This is a genomic window from Cellulomonas timonensis (genome assembly GCF_900046455.1).
Lineage (GTDB): Bacteria > Actinomycetota > Actinomycetes > Actinomycetales > Cellulomonadaceae > Cellulomonas_A > Cellulomonas_A timonensis.
The window spans coordinates 167,232-185,485 of record NZ_FCOT01000011.1; the positions used below are offsets into that span (position 1 = coordinate 167,232).

The following is an 18,254-nucleotide window of genomic DNA, read 5'->3' on the forward strand; positions in this document are numbered from 1 at the left end:
GCGAGCCCGTCGGGTGGTCAGCCGAGCGCTCGCTCCACCTGCTGCACCAGGTACAACGACCGCAGCAGCGACTCCGCCGGATCGATGCTCGGGTCCGGCTCGGCGAACACGGACAGGCCGACCGCTCGGGCGGCGGCATGGGCCCGCGCCAGCCGACGGTGGACCTCCCCCGGCACGGTCCCGCCGCACCCGCGCTGTGCGGCCTGCTCGACGACGGATCGCAAGGCCGCCACCGGGGCGGGGACCAGCCCGGCATCGTCGACCGGCGCGTCCGGTGGGGTCGGCCGGTCCGCGGCGCCGGCGGCCAGTAGTCCGGCCACGAGCGCAGACTCCGCGGTGGACCCGGGGTCGGGGTCGGGGTCGAAGTGCAGCGCGTCGATCGCACCCCGCTCGGGCAGCACAAGGCTGAGCGGCTCACCCACCAGCTGACCCCGCACTCGTTGGACACGTGCCACCACACCCGCGCCCTGCGGGAATGCCCCACCGAGCGCCTCGATGCGGCTGATCGCATGCGCGTGCAGCCGGGACCACGGCACCTCGAGCGTCAGGACGTCGCCGTCGCCGTCCAGCAGCGGCCAGCGCAGCGTCTGTGCCACGCCATCCCACTGCGCCGGCAGCGAGCCAGCCGCCCGCAGGACGGTCCACATCGAGGACTGATCGGCCGGGTCGCGCAGACCGGTGGCCCGGCGGACGGCCAGCTCGCCCCAGGACTCCCGCACCGGCAGCGCATCCAACAGGGCCGCTCCGCGCAGCTCGGTGACTGCGGCTGTCGTGGCCTCCACCCCGGACAGCCGCCCGTCCGGGCTGACCTGCGCATGCGTCAGGACGATCCGCCGGCCGGTCGCCGCCGCGGGTGTGGACAGGCCGGTCCACGGGCCAGGCTGCGTCCACCGCGCACGCGGGGCGAACCCCGGCAACGTGTCGGGGCGCGCGTCGGTCCACGTGAGCATCCGGGACCCCGCCGCATCCCAGAAGAGGCACGTCAGCCCTTGGTAGCCCGAGCCTGTGCGCCACGGACGCCCGCCAAGCCCCACCAGGTCGAGCCGGCGCACCTGGTCGTATGACGTGCGGGCCCTGCCGAGCAGGGCGGGCGGCTCCTCCCCGGCGGCGTTGTCGAGGGCGGCCACGAGGGCGTGCGCGACGGCCACCTCGTCGAGCAGGGCCAGGTCGTCCGCACGCGCCGAGCGGGCCAGCAGCAGTTCGACCTCGTCGGCGATCCGGCGCATCAGCAGGGCGAGCCGGTGGTACTCGACGCCCTGCGCCCACACGGCAGATGTCACCAGGCGCTCATGGATCGCGGGCGACAAGTGGGAGATGCCGACGCGGACCGTGTCGTGGAGAACGGCGGTGGCCGTGCCTCGCAGGCGCTGCCGGGACTCCACGCGCGACAGCGACTCCTCACTCGGCCGCGACTTCGGCGGTGGGGGTGGTGCCAGGACCAGGCCGTGCGCCCGCTGCCACGCGAGGACCACTGCCACCCGGAAGCGCTCGACGTGGGGCACCGCCTCGTCGAGCAGCAGGGCGTCGAGGCCCCCGCCCAGGTAGCGGGCCGTCAGGCCGCGGCGCGGGAACGTGACGCTCAGGTAGCCGTCACGCGTCAGCTCGGGTGGCTCGTCCGCGTCGTCCAGCGCCTGGCACGCCCACCGGTATCCGGGCAGCCCGGCGTACGCCGTCAGGGTCTCGACGTCGAACCCCATGAGCTCCGCGTGCAGGGCGTCCGTGGCGCCGCTCACTGACTCGTCCGTGTCCGGCGCGGCCGGCGCCACGGCTCCGGCGGCGAGCCACAGGCCGGCGGTGAGGATGTGCTGGCAGGTCACAGCGCTCGGGCAGGAGCACGTGGCCTGGCCAGGACCGGCCACCCCGATGCGCACCGTCGCCTCCCCGACGCCGACCTCGACGTCGGAGCCATGCTCCGCGACGACCCGCACGGTCGACGACTCGAGGTCCTTGCGGGCGCGCCGCAGCAGTCCACGGTTCGCCAGGGCCACCCACGCGTCCTCGTCGTACCGGGCCAGCACCGCTGCGACGTCGGCACTCCCACTCATCGTGCGGTCACCTCCGCGAGCCACTCGGCGAGCCGCCCCGGGGTCAGCGCGGAGACCGGCATCCCGACATCGGCGAGGTCCTGGGCCATCCGCTTGTCATAGGCCGGGTGCGCGGTCCCGTCGAGGGAGGCCAGGCCGATCGTCGTCACCCGCGCCTCGACGAGACGGCGGACGGCCGCGACAAGGTGGGACGGTGGCCCGCCCTCGCAGAAGTCGCTGACGAGCACCACGACGGCCTTGGCCGGGTTCTCGATGATCTGCTCGGCGTACGTGACCGCCTGGGCGATGTCGGTGCCGCCCCCGAGCTGAACTGTCATGAGGAGCTCGACGGGATCGCCGGCGAGGTCGGTCAGGTCGACGACGCTGGTGTCGAAGACGACCAGGCGCAATCGGTAGGCCGGCAGGCCGGCGAGGATGCCCGCCATCACGGCGCTGTGGATGACGGACCCGACCATCGACCCGCTCTGGTCGACGAGCAGGACGACCTCCCAGGGGATGCGGCGGGTGTCCCGCTGGAAGAACAGCGGCCGCTCGACGATGAGGCGCTGACTGTCCGCGTCCCAGTGCCGCAGGTTGGCCCGGATGGTGCCGCGGGGGTCGAAGTTCGCGGTGACGGCGAGCGGCGAGTGGCGGTGCTGGCTGAGCCGGCCCGTCAACGCCTGGCGGACCTCGTTCTCGAGCCGGCGTCGCAGATCGTCCACGACGGCGCGGACGATCCGGCGCACCTCGCCCAGCACGGTGGGGTCGAGGTGTCCTTTGAGGGACAGGAGGGTCTTGAGCAGCGCCTCGCTGGGCTCGATCCGGGCGAGCACCTCGGCGTCGCTCACGAGCTCTGTCAGGCCGTAGCGGTCCAGGGCGTGGCGCTCGATCGTCTCGACGGTCTCGCGCGGGAACAGCTCGCGCACCTCGCCAAGCCAGTCGACGATCGACGGTGCGGACGGGTCCAGGGAGCCGGGTGACAGGTCCCGGTCGGAGCCGTCCGTCCCGTCATCGGCGCGCCCGCCGCGGCCGGCGTACTCCCGCCCGTACAGGTACTCCAGGGCGGCCTCGTAGCGCAGCCCGTCGGAGTCCTGCGGGGCGGGGAGGCGCCCGTCGGCGTATCGCCCCAGGACGAGGCGCCATCGGTCCGTCGGCCTCATCGGTGCGACCGCCTCATGGGTGCGACCCGGTCGCGGCCCAGGCCCCGAGGCCGTCGCGCTCGAGCACCTCGACGAGGCTCTGGGACAACTCCGCGAGCGCCTGGACCGTGTGCTCGTCGACATCGCGCCGCAGCGGCACATCCGGCCGCGCGCCCCCGTGCAGTGCCGCGACAGCCCCGGCGACGCGGTCCGTCTCGCGAGGGGTGAGTCCAGCGAAGGCGAGCCGGAGGTCGGGCAGCGTGGACAGGAACGTGGGCTGGTCCCAGTCGACGAGTCGCGAGTCCAACGCTGAGACCACACCGGAGTCCTGCCACACCGTCTCCCGCGCCGTCGCGAAGAGGCCGCGCACGAACCCGACCGACTCGTGCGCGTCGATCGAGCCGGCGAGGTGCCCCGCGACGTCCCGCGCCAGGTCGTCGGCATCGAGCCGCCCGGCGGTGGACGCCAGCCCCGCCGACGCCCCCCGCACCAGCGCCCTCGTGTGCTCATGTCGCAGCCGTTCGACGAGCTCCCAGAACGGCGCCGCGTCCAGGTCCTGCCCCCCGGGCGAGGCGAGCAGCTCGCGCAGGCGCGCCAGCGCCGTCGCGACGTCTTCCGGGGGCTCCTCGTCGCCTCGCAGTTGTGCCCCCAAGTACAGGCAGCGCGCGTAGGAGTGCGCGACCAGCTCGGCGAGTCCTGCGAGGCGCCCGGACTCGACTGCCTCGCGGCCGTCTGCCAGGAGGGCCAACGCCCCCACCGCGTGCACCGCGTCCACAAAGGATGTCTCGGCCCCCAGCGCGTGCCGCACCAGCTCGACCACCGGCGCAGTCCTGTCATGCAGCCCCACGACTGCCCCCTGGGCGAGCAGGGAGACCGCGTCGACGCTCCTCGGCGTCCGGCCGTCCTCCGTGGCAGCGGCGACAAGGGACCCGAACCGCCCCTCCACGGCCTCGTCCAAAGTGGAGCCCAGCATCGACACCTCCGCGAGGCAGCCCTCGGTGGACGGTCCCCAGAGATAGGTCCACCGTTCCTGCAGACGGGTCAGGCCCCTCCCGCGCACGAAGTCCGGCCCCGCGACATGGGTGGCGAACGGCACGCCGAGCAGCGCCAAACCGTGCAGGGCCCGGCTCGTGCGGCGGTGCGGGGCGCTGCGGTACAGGTCCAAGGCCAGGGTGCGCGGCTCGATGGCGTCGGTGTCGAGGCGCAGCTCCCGCAGCCGGGCCAGGGTGTCCCGGACCAGCGGCGGTGTCCCGGCCCCGGGTGGCACGCGCCCCACCCGGTCGCCGGTGAGCATGCGACGGGTCGCGGTCGCCACGACGAGGCCCTCGACGTCGGCGTCGCCCTGCACCAGGCAACTGGTGATGGCGTCGACCAGGTCGCTGCGCAGCGGCGCCGGACGGCCTCGCAACTCGGCGAGCGTGAGCGCCTGCTGGTACGCCGCTGCCAGCGTCGGTGTCGCCACGGGCGACCCGTGGCGGCCCCTGAGCTCGGCCGCGAGGTCCAGCAGCGCCGTCAGTGTCGCGTTCACCCGAGCCGTGTCGGCGGCGGTGCCGCTGAGGTGCTCGTCCCAGACGCGTTGGTGCCATCCCGGCGATGTCATGCCGCTGTCGTAGCCGTTGAGCCGGTCGAGCCGGTCGAAGCCGTAGCGGACCAGCGCATGGCCGTCCTCGACGGCCCCGACGTCCACGTTGGGCCTGGCGGGTGCGGATGCGAGCAGGTCGGGCATGGCGACAGCGTGGAAGCCGCCGACGACGACCATCACCGGGCCGTCGCCCGGTTGCCGCGCGCGAAGCGCCTCCCGCACGTGCCACACCATCTCCGCCTCGCGCGGACGCGTCCCGTCACGGTCCAACTCGGCGTCGGTGCTGTCCCGCCGCGCGAGCACGCAGTACGCCGTCATCCGGTCCAGGTGGGCGTCCAGGCCGTCGTCGGCGCCAGCCTCGAACAGCAACTCCCACAGGTCTTCCTGGTCGCGGCAGCCGAGGCGCTCGGCGAGAGCGGCCAGCGACCGGCTGTGCGCGTACACGTCCTCGCGCAGCAGCGACCCGGCGCCGGGCAGCACCGTGCTCGACGCGGCCGCCGCTTGCTCCCCGACCTCGAGGTCGCAGAAGGCGACGGGCACGCCGGCCGCGTGGGCCAGCCGCGTGGCGACCAGCTCGGGTGAGTAGTCGCAGAACGGGTAGTACCCGCCATGCCCCTCCCCCGGCGCGGTGGACCGGCCAGCCGGTCGGGACCACGCGTACACGGCGAGCGGGAATCGCGCCTCGGGGTGGCAGAGCAGGTCGACCAGGCCGGTGAACGACCGCGGCCCCTCGATCAGCACACGTGACGGGGCATGCCGCTCGAACGCCGCGGTGACAGCGCGCGCGCACGCGGGGCTGTGGTGCCGCACGGGGATCACCACCACGTCGTCGCTGACGAGCCGGGCGGACAGCGCCCGCACGTCGTCGCCGGTCGGAAGCGGAAAGGTCAACGGTCGAGCTCTCCGCGGGTCTCCAGGACGGACTTCCAGCGTCGGTCCCGCTTCGCGCGGGGCCGCACGACGACGTCGAAGTAGTGCTGCAGCTTCTTCCCGTCCTCCGGGTTGTCCTTGAGCACGGTGCCGATGAGCTGCCGGGCGAGGTGTCCGCCGCCCACCTCGCCGTCGCCGAAGTAGTGGGCGTCCAGCGCCGCCGCGTACCCCACCGCGACGGCCTCGGCCGAGCTCATCACCGCGGTCGGCCTCTCGACGGCGATCCCGTCGGCCGTCACCCCGTCACGCAGATCGTGGAACGCCGTGACCAGCAGGTCCACGACATCCGGGGCGAGGCGGGTGTCGATGCCGCCCTGCGCGAGTAGCTCGGACGTCTGCTCCAGGATGAGGCGGCGCTCCAGGTCGCGGTCCCGGATCGGGCGCACCGTCTCGAAGTTGAACCGGCGCTTGAGGGCGCTCGACATCTCGTGGACGCCACGGTCGCGTAAGTTCGCCGTGGCGAGGACGTTGAAGCCCCGGGCCGCGAACACGACGCTCTCCGGCCCGGCGAGCTCGGGGACGTGGAGGACCTTGTCGGACATCACGCCGATCAGGACGTCCTGGATCTCCGGCTGGACGCGGGTGACCTCTTCGAACCGGCACACGGCGCCGTCGGTCATCGCCCGGTGCAGGGGCCCCCGCACGAGCGCGCGGGGTGTCGGGCCCTCCGCCAGCAGGAGCGCGTAGTTCCACGAGTACGTGATCTGGTCGCCGGTGGTGCCGGAGCTGCCCTGCACCGTGCAGGTCGAGTCGCCTGAGACCGCCGCGGCGAGCAACTCGGACAGCATCGACTTCGCCGTGCCGGGCTCACCGACCAGCAGCAGGCCGCGGCTGCTCATGAGCGTCACGACGCACCGGTCCACCAGGGCGTCGTCACCGTAGAACTTCCGGGTCACGCCGAGCCGTGGGTCGCCGACGATGAAGGCCCGCACCGCGCGGGGCGTCAGGCGCCAACCCGCCGGCCGGCTCCCCGCGTCGGCAGCGGCCAGGGCGGCCAGCTCGGCGGCGAACTCGACCTCGGCCGGGGCGCGCAGCACCCTGGTGGTCACGGGGTCAGCAGTCACTGTCAGTACTCCGCCTTCTTCTGCCAGTCCGGGTCGAACCCGCCGCCCTGTGCCGCCATCTGGCGCAGGTCATGCCAGCACTCGGACACGAGGACCGCTGGGACGTCGCCGAGGGTGAGCTGCTCGCGCTCGGGCGCGCCGGGCCGCACACGGTGGAATGACAGCGTGCGCAGGGCCACCAGGCGGTCCTCCTCGGGGAGCGTGTTCCCGGTGAACTCGACCTCCGCGACGATGCCGAGCGTCGGGAACCGCTTCGCGTAGGAGGTGAACCAGCCGCCGTCGCCGGGCGCACCGCGGGTGTAGCCCAGCCGGGTGGCGCGGCTCCGCAGCGCGTACGCCTGGAGCGTGTGCCCCTCGAAATCGTCCAGCGTGTGCCGCGAGCGGTCCTGCGCGGTGACGGCGTGCACGCCACGCCCGAGCTGCTGGAACAACGGGGAGATCTCGTAGTCGGCCAGGTGGGCGGTCCACGCCTCGACCTGGCCGGCCGTCAGGACGCTGTCATGCGCGAGCCGCACCCGTGCTGTCGCCGCCAGGGTCACCGGCTCGTCGTCGACGTCGGTGAGGCTCCCGTCGTCGAGGGGCCGGAACACGACCGGCTCGGCTCCCGCCCCGTCGGTCGCGACCCACACCAGCCGTCGGACGGCCGGTCCCACGACGGGGTGCGCGGCGAGGTAGCGCTGCCAGTCCTCGGCCGACCACGACCGCTCGGTGCACAGCGCCTCGTACAGCCGCCGCGACTGCAGGTCCGCGACCGTCTTGACGTCCTTCTTGGCCATGGTGAGCGCCTTCTTGGCGTCCTTGGCCTGCTCGGGGTCGTCGGACTGCCGCGGCGCCGGAAGGGCCTTGATCGGCTTGCCGTCGGGGTCGCGCAGGTCCACGGTCAGGCCGGGGAGCAACCGGGCGGTGAAGACCCGTGGCCCATAGGACAGCTCGAGCAGCCCGTCGTCGCCGAAGCCGCCCGTCGGGATGGTGCGGTCGGCCAGCTCGTCGACCGTCCACCCCTTGCGCTCGGCCAACGCCTGCGCCTGCGCCATGGCCTCCTCCTGGAAGCCCTTGGTGCGGAACCGGGAGCCGATGGCGAGCACGAGCTGCGTCGCGGACGGATGGTCCACCCAGGCCAGCATGGCGATGAGGGCCTTGCCCTGGGCTGCGCGCTGGCCGAACCACTCGCGCAGGTACCGCTCCGTGGGGGCGACAACGTCACGACCACCGCATGCGGCGATGACGGCGAGCACCCCCTTGCTGGAGATCGCCGATCCCGCTGGCTGTCGCAGATACACGGGCAGCAGCGCCGCAGTCAGCTGCTCGACAGTCATCCCGTGGAATGGGCTGTCCGCGTCACGCGTCCAGGGATGGCTGCTCACGGCGTCATTCCGGGCGTGTTCCTCCGCGACATCCGCGGGGATCGGGCGCACGTCAGCCTGCAGCCACCCGGTCAGCAGGTGGTGCGCGAGCCGCTGCCTGTCAGCGGGCGCGAACAGTGCCGCGTACTGCCGCAGCACAGCGTCCGGCTCGGGCGAGCGGGCCTTGACGGCAGTCGCGCACAGCCACTGCACGACCTCGCGCGGCACCCTCTCCCCCGAGGCGGCCCAAGCGATGTCCGGGAGCGCGTCCCAGTCGCACCAGTCCAGTGCGGAGGGCAACCCCTTGCTGACTGCCTTCGCCGCGTTCTGGCTGGTCGCCTGCGGGTCGAGGTAGGTCTCGGCGCGCTCACCCAGCGCGAGCAGGGCGTCGAGCAGGGCGCCCCGCACGACGTCGTTGCGTTCCTTGGCCCAGGCGGCCTGCAGCGCGGGAAGCGTCGCGGGGTCCGCGAGCCGGGTCAGCCACTGCGTCGCGACGAGGCGACGGTCGCTCTTCCCGTCCTGAAGCCCGGCGGCGGCGCGGGACGCGATCTGGGGGGCGCCGGCAAGCGCCTCCTGAGCGGGCCCACGCAGCGCCTTGCGGGACCCGAGCGCGAGCGGGACCAGTGCGTCGACAAGCCGCGCGGGCCGCGTCGGCAGCGTGGCGGTCGCTGCGAACAGCGCGAGCTCGTCGACCTCCCACCCGGTGCGGGACGGCTCGGCGAGAATCCAGTCCAGGTGCTCGGCGACGAACGGCCAGACGTCCGCGTCGTCCCAGCCACGGCCCAGCCGCGGACCGTAGGAGCCGGAGTAGGAGCCCCAGACCCGCGCACGGCCGTCCAGTCCCATCTCGTCGAACATGGCCTTGAGCGTGCGCAGATCAGGCTTCCCGGTGCGGCGGTACAGGTCGTCCAGGACGGCCACACCCCCGCCGTACCCGCCGCGCCTCTCGAGCATGTCGAGCACGGGGATGAGCTTCACCGCGCTGACCACGTCGAGGAGCCCCTCACCGGCCAGCTTGAGGAGCACTCGCGTGGTCGACCACGTCGGCGCCTCGAGCCACGCCTGCGTCGAGGGAGCCGCGTCGGAGACGAGCACGGCCACCAGGTCCCGGAACGTGCGCTCCGTCGGCAGGGGCATGACACGCCCGGCACCCTGGCCCGGCGAACGCGCCATGACGCTCTGGTTGTAGCCCTCGATGGCACTCGACAATTCCGCGACGAGGCGCCGCGCACACGCCTCCGCCGCCTGCCGGGGGACGGCCCAGCGGATCGGTGGCAAAGGCTCGGGCCGGTCGTCATCCTCCGGCGGGTCGACGAGCACCGCCGCGTCCCACTTCGTGACCAGAGCCTGGACGCTCGCGGCGCGGTCGGCCAGCGCCGTCTTCCGGGCCCATTCGAGCTCCTCGGGCCGGGCCGCGAGCAACTCGAGGGCGCGCCCGCGTACTTGAGGGCTGCCCTGGACCGCGGTGACTCGCGGCGCCGCCGCCGCTGGCCCAGCCCCGCGCCCCAGGGGGGCCTCGGCGTGCCCCCGCACCTGCCGGCTCGTCCCGGTAGCCGCCTCGACGAGCGGATCGACGACCGCCTCGAGCTCGTCGTCGGTGAGCGCGGCGCCGACGACGCCCAGCGCCGCGACCCGGGCGTCGACCGACTCCGCCGTCAGCATGGCCGCGACCCGGTCGGGGTGCGCGAGCAGGGCGTCGCCGAACCCGGGCAGCCGGGCCAGCTGCGCGCAGGTGTATCGCGGGCAGTAGTGCGACCGTGTCTCGATCGTCAGCATCGCGGTGACGAGCTCAGCAGGGCCCACCTCGTCCAGCGCGGCGATCCGCGCGATGTCGACGAAGCCGCCGGGCAGCGGCCCAGGCGCGGGGGTGGCGGCGACCATCTGGGCGATCATCAAGTCATGCCAGGACTTGCCGGCGATGGGCACCGCCGTCCTGCCCCAGACGCGCCGACCCTGGACGGCGTCGAGGACGTGCCCCCACCTGCGCAGGACGGAGGCATCGACAGTTCCGAGCCCGGCATACAGGGACCGCAAGGCCGGCAAGTCGGCCTTGCCTGTGTCGCCATTCCCCCTCGGGAGCCACGAGATATGGCTCGCGCTCATGAGGTTCGACAACACCCCCAAGAAAGCGGGGTCGCGTCCGGTCAGCACATAGTCGGCGACCCGGCGGGCTTCCGGAAGTGAGGAGGCGACCTTTTCCAGGTCCCGGACCCACCCCCGTGAGGGGCGTCCCACGGTGTCCGCACCACGTCGTCCGAGCCCGAACAGCGCCATCGCCATCTCCCTAGGGTCGATCCCGCCGCGAGCGTAGCGGCGTCCACCGACGCGAAGGATCGACCAGCCGCGGCCAAATGGGTGGCTCATCGCTCAACCGAGCCCGTATCGCCCCTGGGAGCTCCGCGCCCAGGTCAGAGCGCCAAAAGGCTCGTGATCAGCCGTCAACTCCGCTTCGAGATGGCGACCGCGGTCAGGGCGGCTGCGACGCATACCGGGTAGACCGCATTGGGCTGGGCCCACCGCTACGAGAAGGGAGTTCTCCGCATCGGAACCGTCGGGGCCTTGCTCACCGGGCGTTCGCGTCGAGGCGAGACGTGCGTTCGAGGCGGAGCGACGCGGTCCCGAGTGGAGGAGGAGCCGGTGCCAGCGCTGCCCTCTCGACAGCCATGCCGCCCATCCCGACGCCCAGAATGACGAAGAACCGGAGACCCTGAGGTCTCCGGCTCTTCATCGGCCTGGGACATCTCCCAGGCAACACGTGCGCGAGGGGGGATTTGAACCCCCACGCCCTTTCGGACACTGGCACCTGAAGCCAGCGCGTCTGCCGTTCCGCCACTCGCGCGTGCTGCAGAACATTATCACGATGCGGAGGGGGTCCCTCCCACCGCCCTGCGGCCCTCCGACCAGGCCTCCGGCTGCCCTCCGTCTCGATCTGTGGCGACCTCACCGGGTCGGGATCCACGTCGGCTGGGGGTGGCGCGCCCGGGGTGCAGGCGGCTCTCAGGTTGGGCAGTGATCCTTGTCGCATGGGACTGACGTGCAGGTCATCACGTCGCCGAACGGGACATAGGGGGACACCTGCGCCCAGCGCGCACCGCTCACCAGCGGGTTCTACCCCGCGACGCGGGCGCCAAGTGCCAGGCGAACGAGGGTTCTGGGCGGTGTCCGTGGATACGATCAAGCCCGACGACCAGCGTAGGAGCACCTGAAAGGAGGTGGAGGCGTGGGCATCCTCGACAAGTTCGAGCACTCTGTGGAGCGCGTGGTGAACAACGCCTTCGCCAAGGCGTTCCGTTCTGAGGTGAAGCCCGTCGAGCTCGCGAGCGCGTTGCGCCGTGAGGTGGACGATCGTGCCGCGGTGGTGGATCGCAACCGCACGGTCATCCCGAACGAGTTCACCATCGAGCTCTCCCCCGCGGATCACGAGCAGGTGGAGACGTGGGGCGCGGAGGCGCTGGCCGATGAGCTGGCGGCGAATGTCACGGAGCACGCGGCGAGCCAGCGGTACGCGTTCGTGGGCCCGGTGACTGTGACGTTCTTGGAGCATGAGGACCTGGAGACGGGCCGGTTCCGGGTGCGGAGCGCCACGATCCGCGGCGCGGTGGCCCCGGCGACCACGTCCTCGCCGAGCCCTCGTCATCCGCTGGTGGACATCGACGGCCAGCGGTATCTGCTGACGGGGCCGGTGACGGTGATCGGCCGTGGCTCCGAGGCGGACATCATCGTCGACGACCCGGGCGTCTCCCGCCGGCACCTGGAGATTCGGGTCACCCCGGACGGTGTGGTGGCCAGCGACTTGGGCTCGACGAATGGGTTGTTCGTGGAGGGCCATCAGGTTCCTGCCGCGACGCTCCTCGACGGCAACACCCTCACGATCGGCCGCACCCGCATCATGTTCTGGACGGGCGAGTCGTCCGATGAGCTGGACGAGTGATCGGCCCGCATGAGTGAGCTGACGGTCACGCTGCTGCGCGTGGGGTACTTGGTGCTCCTGTGGGTCTTCGTGCTGTCCGCGATCGGCGTGCTGCGCCGCGACCTGTACGGCACCAAGATCGTCGACCGCAGGGTCCGTTCCGGCCGTCAGCCCGCTGCTGTCAGCGCGGGCGGCGGCGATGCGCCTCGTGTGGTGACCCCGTCCCGCGGCCGTGGGTCGGCTGGCCCGACGCGGCTGGTGGTGACCGAGGGCCCGTTGCGCGGCACGACGCTGCCGTTGGGCACGTCGTCGGTGCTGATCGGCCGGGCGCCGTCGTGCACGCTCGTGCTGGACGACGACTACTCCTCATCGCGGCACGCCCGGATCTTCCCCCAGGGCGACCAGTGGTGGGTGGAGGACTTGGGCTCCACGAACGGCACTTTCCTTGGCGACCAGCGCGTCGACCAGCCCACTCCCGTGCCACCAGGTATGCAGGTGCGCGTGGGTCAGAGCGTGCTCGAGCTGCAGAGGTAGCCCCCGGTGTCCATCGCGCTGCGTTATGCGGCCAGGTCCGACGTCGGGCTGGTCCGCTCCAACAACCAGGACTCCGCCTATGCGGGCCCGCATCTGCTGGTGGTCGCGGACGGCATGGGCGGCCATGCCGGCGGCGATGTGGCGTCGTCGGTGGCCGTCGCGGCCCTGGCGCCCTTGGACGGCGAGTCGCATGGGCCCGACGACGCGCTCGACGAGCTGGAGCGCGCGTTGGAGGCGGCGCGGGACGAGATTGTGGCGCGCACGCACTCCGACCCCGATCTGGCCGGCATGGGCACCACCGTCACGGCGATCCTGCGGGCGGGCAACAAGCTGGCGATGGTGCACCTGGGCGACTCGCGCGGCTATCTGCTGCGTGATGGCGCGTTGTCGCAGGTCACCACGGACCACACCTTTGTGCAGCACCTGGTGAACACCGGCAAGATCACCGCCGAGGAGGCGGAGCACCACCCGCAGCGCTCGGTGGTCATGCGGGTGCTGGGCGACTTCGAGCCGGATGTCGCCCCCGACCTGTCGGTGCGCGAGGCGCGCCCGGGCGACCGCTGGCTGCTGTGCTCGGATGGCCTGTCGGGCTTCGTCAGCGCCGAGACCATCGCCGACACGATGCGCTCGCTCGAGGATGTCGACGCGTGCGCGGACCGCCTGGTCCAGCTCGCGCTGCGCGCCGGTGGCGGGGACAACGTGACGGTCATCGTCGCGGACGTCGTCGAGCTGGACGACGTGCCCGACGGCACCGGGCCCTCGACTGCGGCGAGCGTCGTCGGCTCCGCGGCCACGACCCGGCACCGCCCCACGGCGGCCGCCGACGGCCCCGCAGCGCGCGCGGCCACCCTCAGCAAGCAGGCGGCTGCGGCGGCCCGGGACGGCGATGAGGACCTGGCCGGCGCCGACCTCGACCCCGACGACGAGGACGCGCAGCACGACGACGAGCCTGTGGACCCGGTCCGCCGGCGTCGGCGTCGCGTGGTGGGAACCCTGTTCAGCGTGCTGCTGGTGGGCCTGCTCGCGGGCGCCGGGTACCTCGGGTACCGCTGGACGCAGACGCAGTACTACGTGGGCGTCACCGACGATGTCGTGACGATCTACCGGGGCATCCCGCAGACCATCGGCCCCATCAAGCTGTCCACCGCGCTGGAGAGCTCCTCGACGCACGTCAAGGAGTTGCCCGCGTACGTGCGCGACCGCCTGGACCAGACCATCCCCGCTGACTCGCTCGACGATGCGCGCGACCGTGTGCGCAAGCTCGAGGACGACGCCCGCACAGCCTCGGTGGCGACCGGCTGATGGCCACCGTCCAGCCGCACCGCGTCCGGCCGGGCAGGGGTATCGAGCTCGGCCTCCTCGCCCTCGCCCTCGCGATCGGCATCGCCGCGTATGCCCTGGTGGGCATCGGTGTGACGGGCGAGGTGCCGGCCGACGTCGTCGGGTACGGCATCGGCATGACGGTTCTGGGGCTCGGGCTGCATGTGGTGCTGCGGTGGCGCGCGCCGTATGCGGACCCGGTGATCATGCCGTCGGTGATCGCGCTCAACGGCATCGGCCTAGCGATGATCTACCGGCTCGACCTCGCCGAGGACACGTCGTTCGCGACCCGCCAGCTCGGCTGGACGGCCGTGTCGGTGGTGCTCGCGGGCGCGGTGATCGTGCTGCTGCGGGACCACCGCACGCTGCGCCGGTACACGTACACCGCGATGATCGTCGGCCTCGTGCTGGTGGTGCTGCCACTGGTCCCGGGCCTGGGCGCGCAGATCAACGGCGCGAACATCTGGATCCGCCTGGGCCCGTTCTCGCTGCAGCCCGCCGAGCTGGCCAAGATCGCGCTGGCGATCTTCTTCGCCGGGTACCTGGTGACCAACCGCGACACGTTGGCGCTGGCCGGCCCGAAGGCGCTGGGCCTGCAGCTCCCCCGCATCCGCGATCTGGGGCCCATCATCATCGCGTGGGCGGCGTCGCTGGCCGTGCTGATCTCCGAGCGCGACCTGGGCACGTCGCTGCTGTTCTTCGGGCTGTTCGTCGCGATGTTGTACGTCGCCACCGAGCGGCTGAGCTGGGTGATCATCGGCCTGAGCATGTTCGTCGTCGGCGCGGGCGTCGCCGCCACCACGTTCCCGCACGTCGGGGCGCGTTTCGACGTGTGGCTCAACGCCTTGGACAACGACATCTACAACCGGTTCCCCGGCGGTTCAGGGCAGCTCGTGGGCGGGCTGTTCGGCCTGGCCAGCGGGGGGCTGTTCGGCACCGGCTGGGGCGCGGGCCGCCCTGACCTGGTGCCCTATGCGGAGTCCGACTTCATCGTCGCGTCCCTCGGCGAGGAGCTGGGCCTGACGGGCGTCCTGGCGATCCTGCTGGTGTACCTGGTCCTCGCCGAGCGTGGCCTGCGCACCGCCATCGGCGTGCGGGACGGCTTCGGCAAGCTGCTGGCCGGCGGGCTGGCGTTCGTCGTCGCGTTCCAGTGCTTCGTGGTGGTCGGCGGGATCACCCGGATCATCCCGCTCACGGGCCTGACGACGCCGTTCCTCGCCTACGGTGGGTCGTCGTTGCTCGCCAACTGGATCATCGTCGCGCTGCTGCTGCGCATCTCGGACGACGCGCGTCGTCCGGCGGGGGTGGTGCGGGGACCGCAGGGCGGGTCACCCGCGACGCCGCCGCAGGGCTCTCCGGGGCCGATCCGTGTGGGTGGATCGGCCGCGGCGCCCACCCGGCCGCCGCGGTCCGCACGCGACACGGGCGCGCCCGGCGCGTCGGACACCCGGCCCACCGAACGGATCGACGAGATGCGAGGTGATGACGCATGAACACCCCTCTGCGACGTCTGTCGCTGGTCGTCGTGACCATGTTCCTCGCGTTGATGGTCGGCACCTCGTGGGTGCAGTTCGTCCAGGCCGACGCGTTGAACAACGACTCCCGCAACGTGCGGACCCTGTACCGCGAGTTCGGCAACCCGCGCGGCCCGATCATCGTGGCCGGCACGCCCATCGCGTGGTCGGAGCCGGTGGACGACGCGTTCGGGTACCAGCGCATCTACTCCCCCGGCGCGATGTACTCGAACGTCACGGGGTTCTACTCGATCGTCAACGGCCGCACCGGCATCGAGTCGGCCGAGAACGACGTGCTGACCGGCAGCTCCGACTCGCTGTTCCTCAGCCGCATCCAGGACCTCATCACCGGCAAGCAGCCGCAGGGCTCGTCGGTGGAGCTCACGCTGAACCCGGCGGCGCAGCAGGCCGCGTGGGACGCGCTGGGCGACCAGGTGGGCGCCGTGGTGGCCCTCGACCCGACCACAGGCGCCGTGCTGGCGCTCGTCTCCACGCCGGGCTTCGACCCGAACGCGCTGGCCACCCACGACACCGCCGCGGCGAGCGCCGCCTACCAAGAGCTCAACTCTGCGGCGAACGACCCCCTGGCGGACAAGGCGATCAAGGGCAAGACCTACCCCCCAGGCTCCACGTTCAAGCTGGTCACGGCCGCGGCGGCCCTGGAGAGCGGCCAGTACTCCGCCGACAGCGTGCTCGCGGCGCCCGACGTGCTGTCCCTGCCGCAGACCTCCGCCACGATCGGCAACTACGGTGGCGCGTCCTGCGGATCGGGCGGCCAGACGACCCTGTCCGACGCGCTGCGGGTGTCCTGCAACACCGCGTTCGCGCAGCTCGGCATGGACCTGGGCGCCGACGCGCTCCGCGAGCAGGCGGAGAAGTTCGGCTTCGGCGAGGCGCTGAGCATCCCGATGTCGGTGACGAAGAGCTACTTCCCCCCGAACGAGGACCTCGACCCCGCGAAGCTCGCGAAGTCCGCGATCGGCCAGCAGGACGTGCGGACCACCCCCATGCAGATGGCGATGGTCGCCGCGGGGATCGCCAACGGCGGCAAGGTCATGACCCCGTACACCGTGGCCACGGTCCGCACTGCCGACCTGGACGTCATCTCCGAGACCGAGCCCTCGGTGTTCTCCACGGCCATCTCCGCGGGGACCGCCTCGACGCTGCGCGACATGATGGTCTCCGTCGTGGACAGCGGCACCGGCACCGCCGCGAAGATCCCCGGGGTGCAGGTCGCGGGCAAGACGGGCACCGCCGAGACCACCAGCGAGCAGTCGCCGCATGCCTGGTTCACCGGGTTCGCCCCGGCGAACGACCCGAAGGTCGCCGTCGCGGTGATCGTGGAGCACGGCGGCAGCAGGGGCAACGAGGCCACGGGCGGCAAGGTGGCGGCCCCCATCGCCAAGGCCGTCATGCAGGCGGTGCTGGGCCAATGAGGCCGACAACGGGCACGATGCTCGGCGAGCGCTACCGCCTGGTGCGGGAGATCGCCGTCGGCGGGATGGGCGAGGTCTGGGTGGGGCATGACGACGCCCTGGCCCGCGACGTGGCCGTCAAGGTGCTGCGCGAGGAGTTCGCCGGCGACCCCGGATTCATCAAGCGGTTCCGCACCGAGGCCCGCAACTCCGCGTCGCTCTCCCACCAGAACATCGCCCAGCTCTACGACTACGGCGAGCAGGAGGGATCGGCATTCCTCATCATGGAGCTCGTCCTCGGCGAGCCCATGAGCGACCTGCTCGAGCGCGAGCCCGTGCTGCCCATGCAACGGCTGCTGCGGATCCTCGCGCAGACCTCCCGCGCGCTCCACGCCGCGCATGTGGCCGGTGTGGTGCACCGCGACGTGAAGCCGGGCAACATCCTGCTGGGCCGCGCAGGGCGCGTGAAGATCACCGACTTCGGGGTGTCGCTGGCCACCAACCAGGTGCCGATGACGGCCACCGGCATGGTCATGGGCACCGCGCAGTACCTCTCCCCCGAGCAGGCCGTCGGCAAGCCGGCCACCCCCGCCTCCGACCTGTACTCCCTGGGCATCGTGGCGTATGAGTCCCTCGCCGGGAACCGCCCGTTCACGGGCCCGACGGCTGTGGACATCGCCGTCGCGCACGTGAACTCGCCCGTCCCCCCACTGCCGGCCTCCGTCGACCCACGCCTCGCGGACATCGTCATGCGGCTGCTGTCGAAGGACCCCGCCGAGCGCCCGCGCTCCGCCGCGGCGCTGGCCCGCAGCCTCGACGCGATGGTCGAGAAGACGCCGCCCACCGGCATGTCCGTCGTCGTCGCCGATCCGGCTGCCCGACGCGCGGAGCCGGTGGCGTCCGCCATCGAGGTCGCCCCTCCCCCGCCCGGCGCGGACCCGGAGCCGGCGCTGCGCTCCCGCGCGGCCGCCCGCAAGGGGACCCACTGTCGAGGTCCGGCCGGCGGGCGAGATTTGAAAAGGAGCCGGCCCCGGGCGCGCCCCTGCCCCCCCGGCGCGCCCCCCCGAGGGGGGGGGGGGCCCCCCCCCCCCCGGCCCCCCCCCCCCCGCCGCGAGCTCCGCGACGGCGCCGAGGCCCGCCGGGCGAGCGGCTCGCACCGCGCCCAGTCGAAGCCCGCACGCCGCGGCCCCCTGTCCATGGGTGTCCGGGTCGGGCGGCTGACCTGGCCGTTAGTGGCCCTGTTCTTCCTGGTCGTCGCGGTCCTGGGGGCCGCCGTCGCAGATAGGCTCACGCGGGCCGAGCAGACGATCGGCTCAGATCAGCAGGTCACAGCGATGACGACCCTGCAGCCCGAGGTCGCCCCGGCGGTCAGGCTGCCCGGATACCCTTCTCCGGGCCCTGACGATGGGATGATCACCGAACGCGCGCCGACCGCCACCGCGGACAGCGCCGGAACGACGACAGCTAAGGACGTCTAGT

Annotated in this window: 11 protein-coding genes and 1 tRNA gene; 6 read left to right on the forward strand and 6 right to left on the reverse strand. The window is 72.5% G+C overall.

From position 1 onward, the window contains the following. Positions 1–17: 17 nt before the first annotated feature. From BN3788_RS18955 to BN3788_RS06335, 6 genes are all read right to left on the reverse strand, one after another. A complete protein-coding gene (locus tag BN3788_RS18955; RefSeq protein WP_108723794.1) occupies positions 18–2,045 on the reverse strand; it encodes an SWIM zinc finger family protein in 2,028 nt (675 codons plus the stop codon). Continuing rightward, entirely contained in the window at positions 2,042–3,184 is a 1,143-nt protein-coding gene (locus BN3788_RS06315; RefSeq protein WP_066583205.1) for a VWA domain-containing protein, read from the reverse strand. Before BN3788_RS06315 ends, BN3788_RS18955 begins: the two co-directional genes overlap by 4 nt. A 13-nt stretch (positions 3,185–3,197) precedes the next feature. Next, the gene (locus BN3788_RS06320; protein ID WP_147525069.1) at positions 3,198–5,636 is read right to left on the reverse strand and encodes a DUF5682 family protein; all 2,439 of its coding nucleotides are present in this window, start codon (positions 5,634–5,636) and stop codon (positions 3,198–3,200) included. Beyond that, positions 5,633–6,739: an ATP-binding protein gene (locus BN3788_RS06325; protein ID WP_199824746.1), complete on the reverse strand. Its 1,107-nt coding sequence runs from the start codon at positions 6,737–6,739 to the stop codon at positions 5,633–5,635. The genes BN3788_RS06320 and BN3788_RS06325 overlap by 4 nt, the downstream gene beginning before the upstream one ends. 2 nt (positions 6,740–6,741) lie before the next feature. Continuing rightward, positions 6,742–10,008 carry a DUF4132 domain-containing protein gene (locus tag BN3788_RS06330; protein ID WP_066583237.1) on the reverse strand — a complete coding sequence of 1,089 codons (3,267 nt, stop codon included), beginning with the start codon at positions 10,006–10,008 and terminating at the stop codon, positions 6,742–6,744. 830 nt (positions 10,009–10,838) lie between these two features. Next, positions 10,839–10,921: transfer RNA gene (locus BN3788_RS06335), tRNA-Leu, on the reverse strand. A gap of 381 nt (positions 10,922–11,302) precedes the next feature. Between BN3788_RS06335 and BN3788_RS06340 the strand changes: the two genes are divergently transcribed. The 6 genes from BN3788_RS06340 to BN3788_RS06365 are packed head-to-tail and all read left to right on the forward strand — an operon-like array spanning position 11,303 to position 18,253. Continuing rightward, positions 11,303–12,013 carry an FhaA domain-containing protein gene (locus BN3788_RS06340; RefSeq protein ID WP_066583242.1) on the forward strand — a complete coding sequence of 237 codons (711 nt, stop codon included), beginning with the start codon at positions 11,303–11,305 and terminating at the stop codon, positions 12,011–12,013. A gap of 9 nt (positions 12,014–12,022) precedes the next feature. Further along, entirely contained in the window at positions 12,023–12,526 is a 504-nt protein-coding gene (locus BN3788_RS06345; protein WP_066583244.1) for an FHA domain-containing protein FhaB/FipA, read from the forward strand. Between the two features lie 6 nt (positions 12,527–12,532). Next, positions 12,533–13,828, forward strand: a complete 1,296-nt coding sequence (locus BN3788_RS06350) for a Stp1/IreP family PP2C-type Ser/Thr phosphatase (RefSeq protein WP_082812650.1) — start codon at positions 12,533–12,535, stop codon at positions 13,826–13,828. Next, complete coding sequence (locus BN3788_RS06355; RefSeq protein ID WP_066583247.1) at positions 13,828–15,339, forward strand: FtsW/RodA/SpoVE family cell cycle protein; 1,512 nt, start codon at positions 13,828–13,830, stop codon at positions 15,337–15,339. Before BN3788_RS06350 ends, BN3788_RS06355 begins: the two co-directional genes overlap by 1 nt. Next, positions 15,336–16,796, forward strand: a complete 1,461-nt coding sequence (locus BN3788_RS06360) for a peptidoglycan D,D-transpeptidase FtsI family protein (RefSeq protein ID WP_066583249.1) — start codon at positions 15,336–15,338, stop codon at positions 16,794–16,796. Before BN3788_RS06355 ends, BN3788_RS06360 begins: the two co-directional genes overlap by 4 nt. Beyond that, positions 16,793–18,253, forward strand: coding sequence for a serine/threonine-protein kinase (locus tag BN3788_RS06365; RefSeq protein ID WP_082812651.1), 1,461 nt, complete (start codon positions 16,793–16,795; stop codon positions 18,251–18,253). Before BN3788_RS06360 ends, BN3788_RS06365 begins: the two co-directional genes overlap by 4 nt. Position 18,254 lies beyond the last annotated feature (1 nt).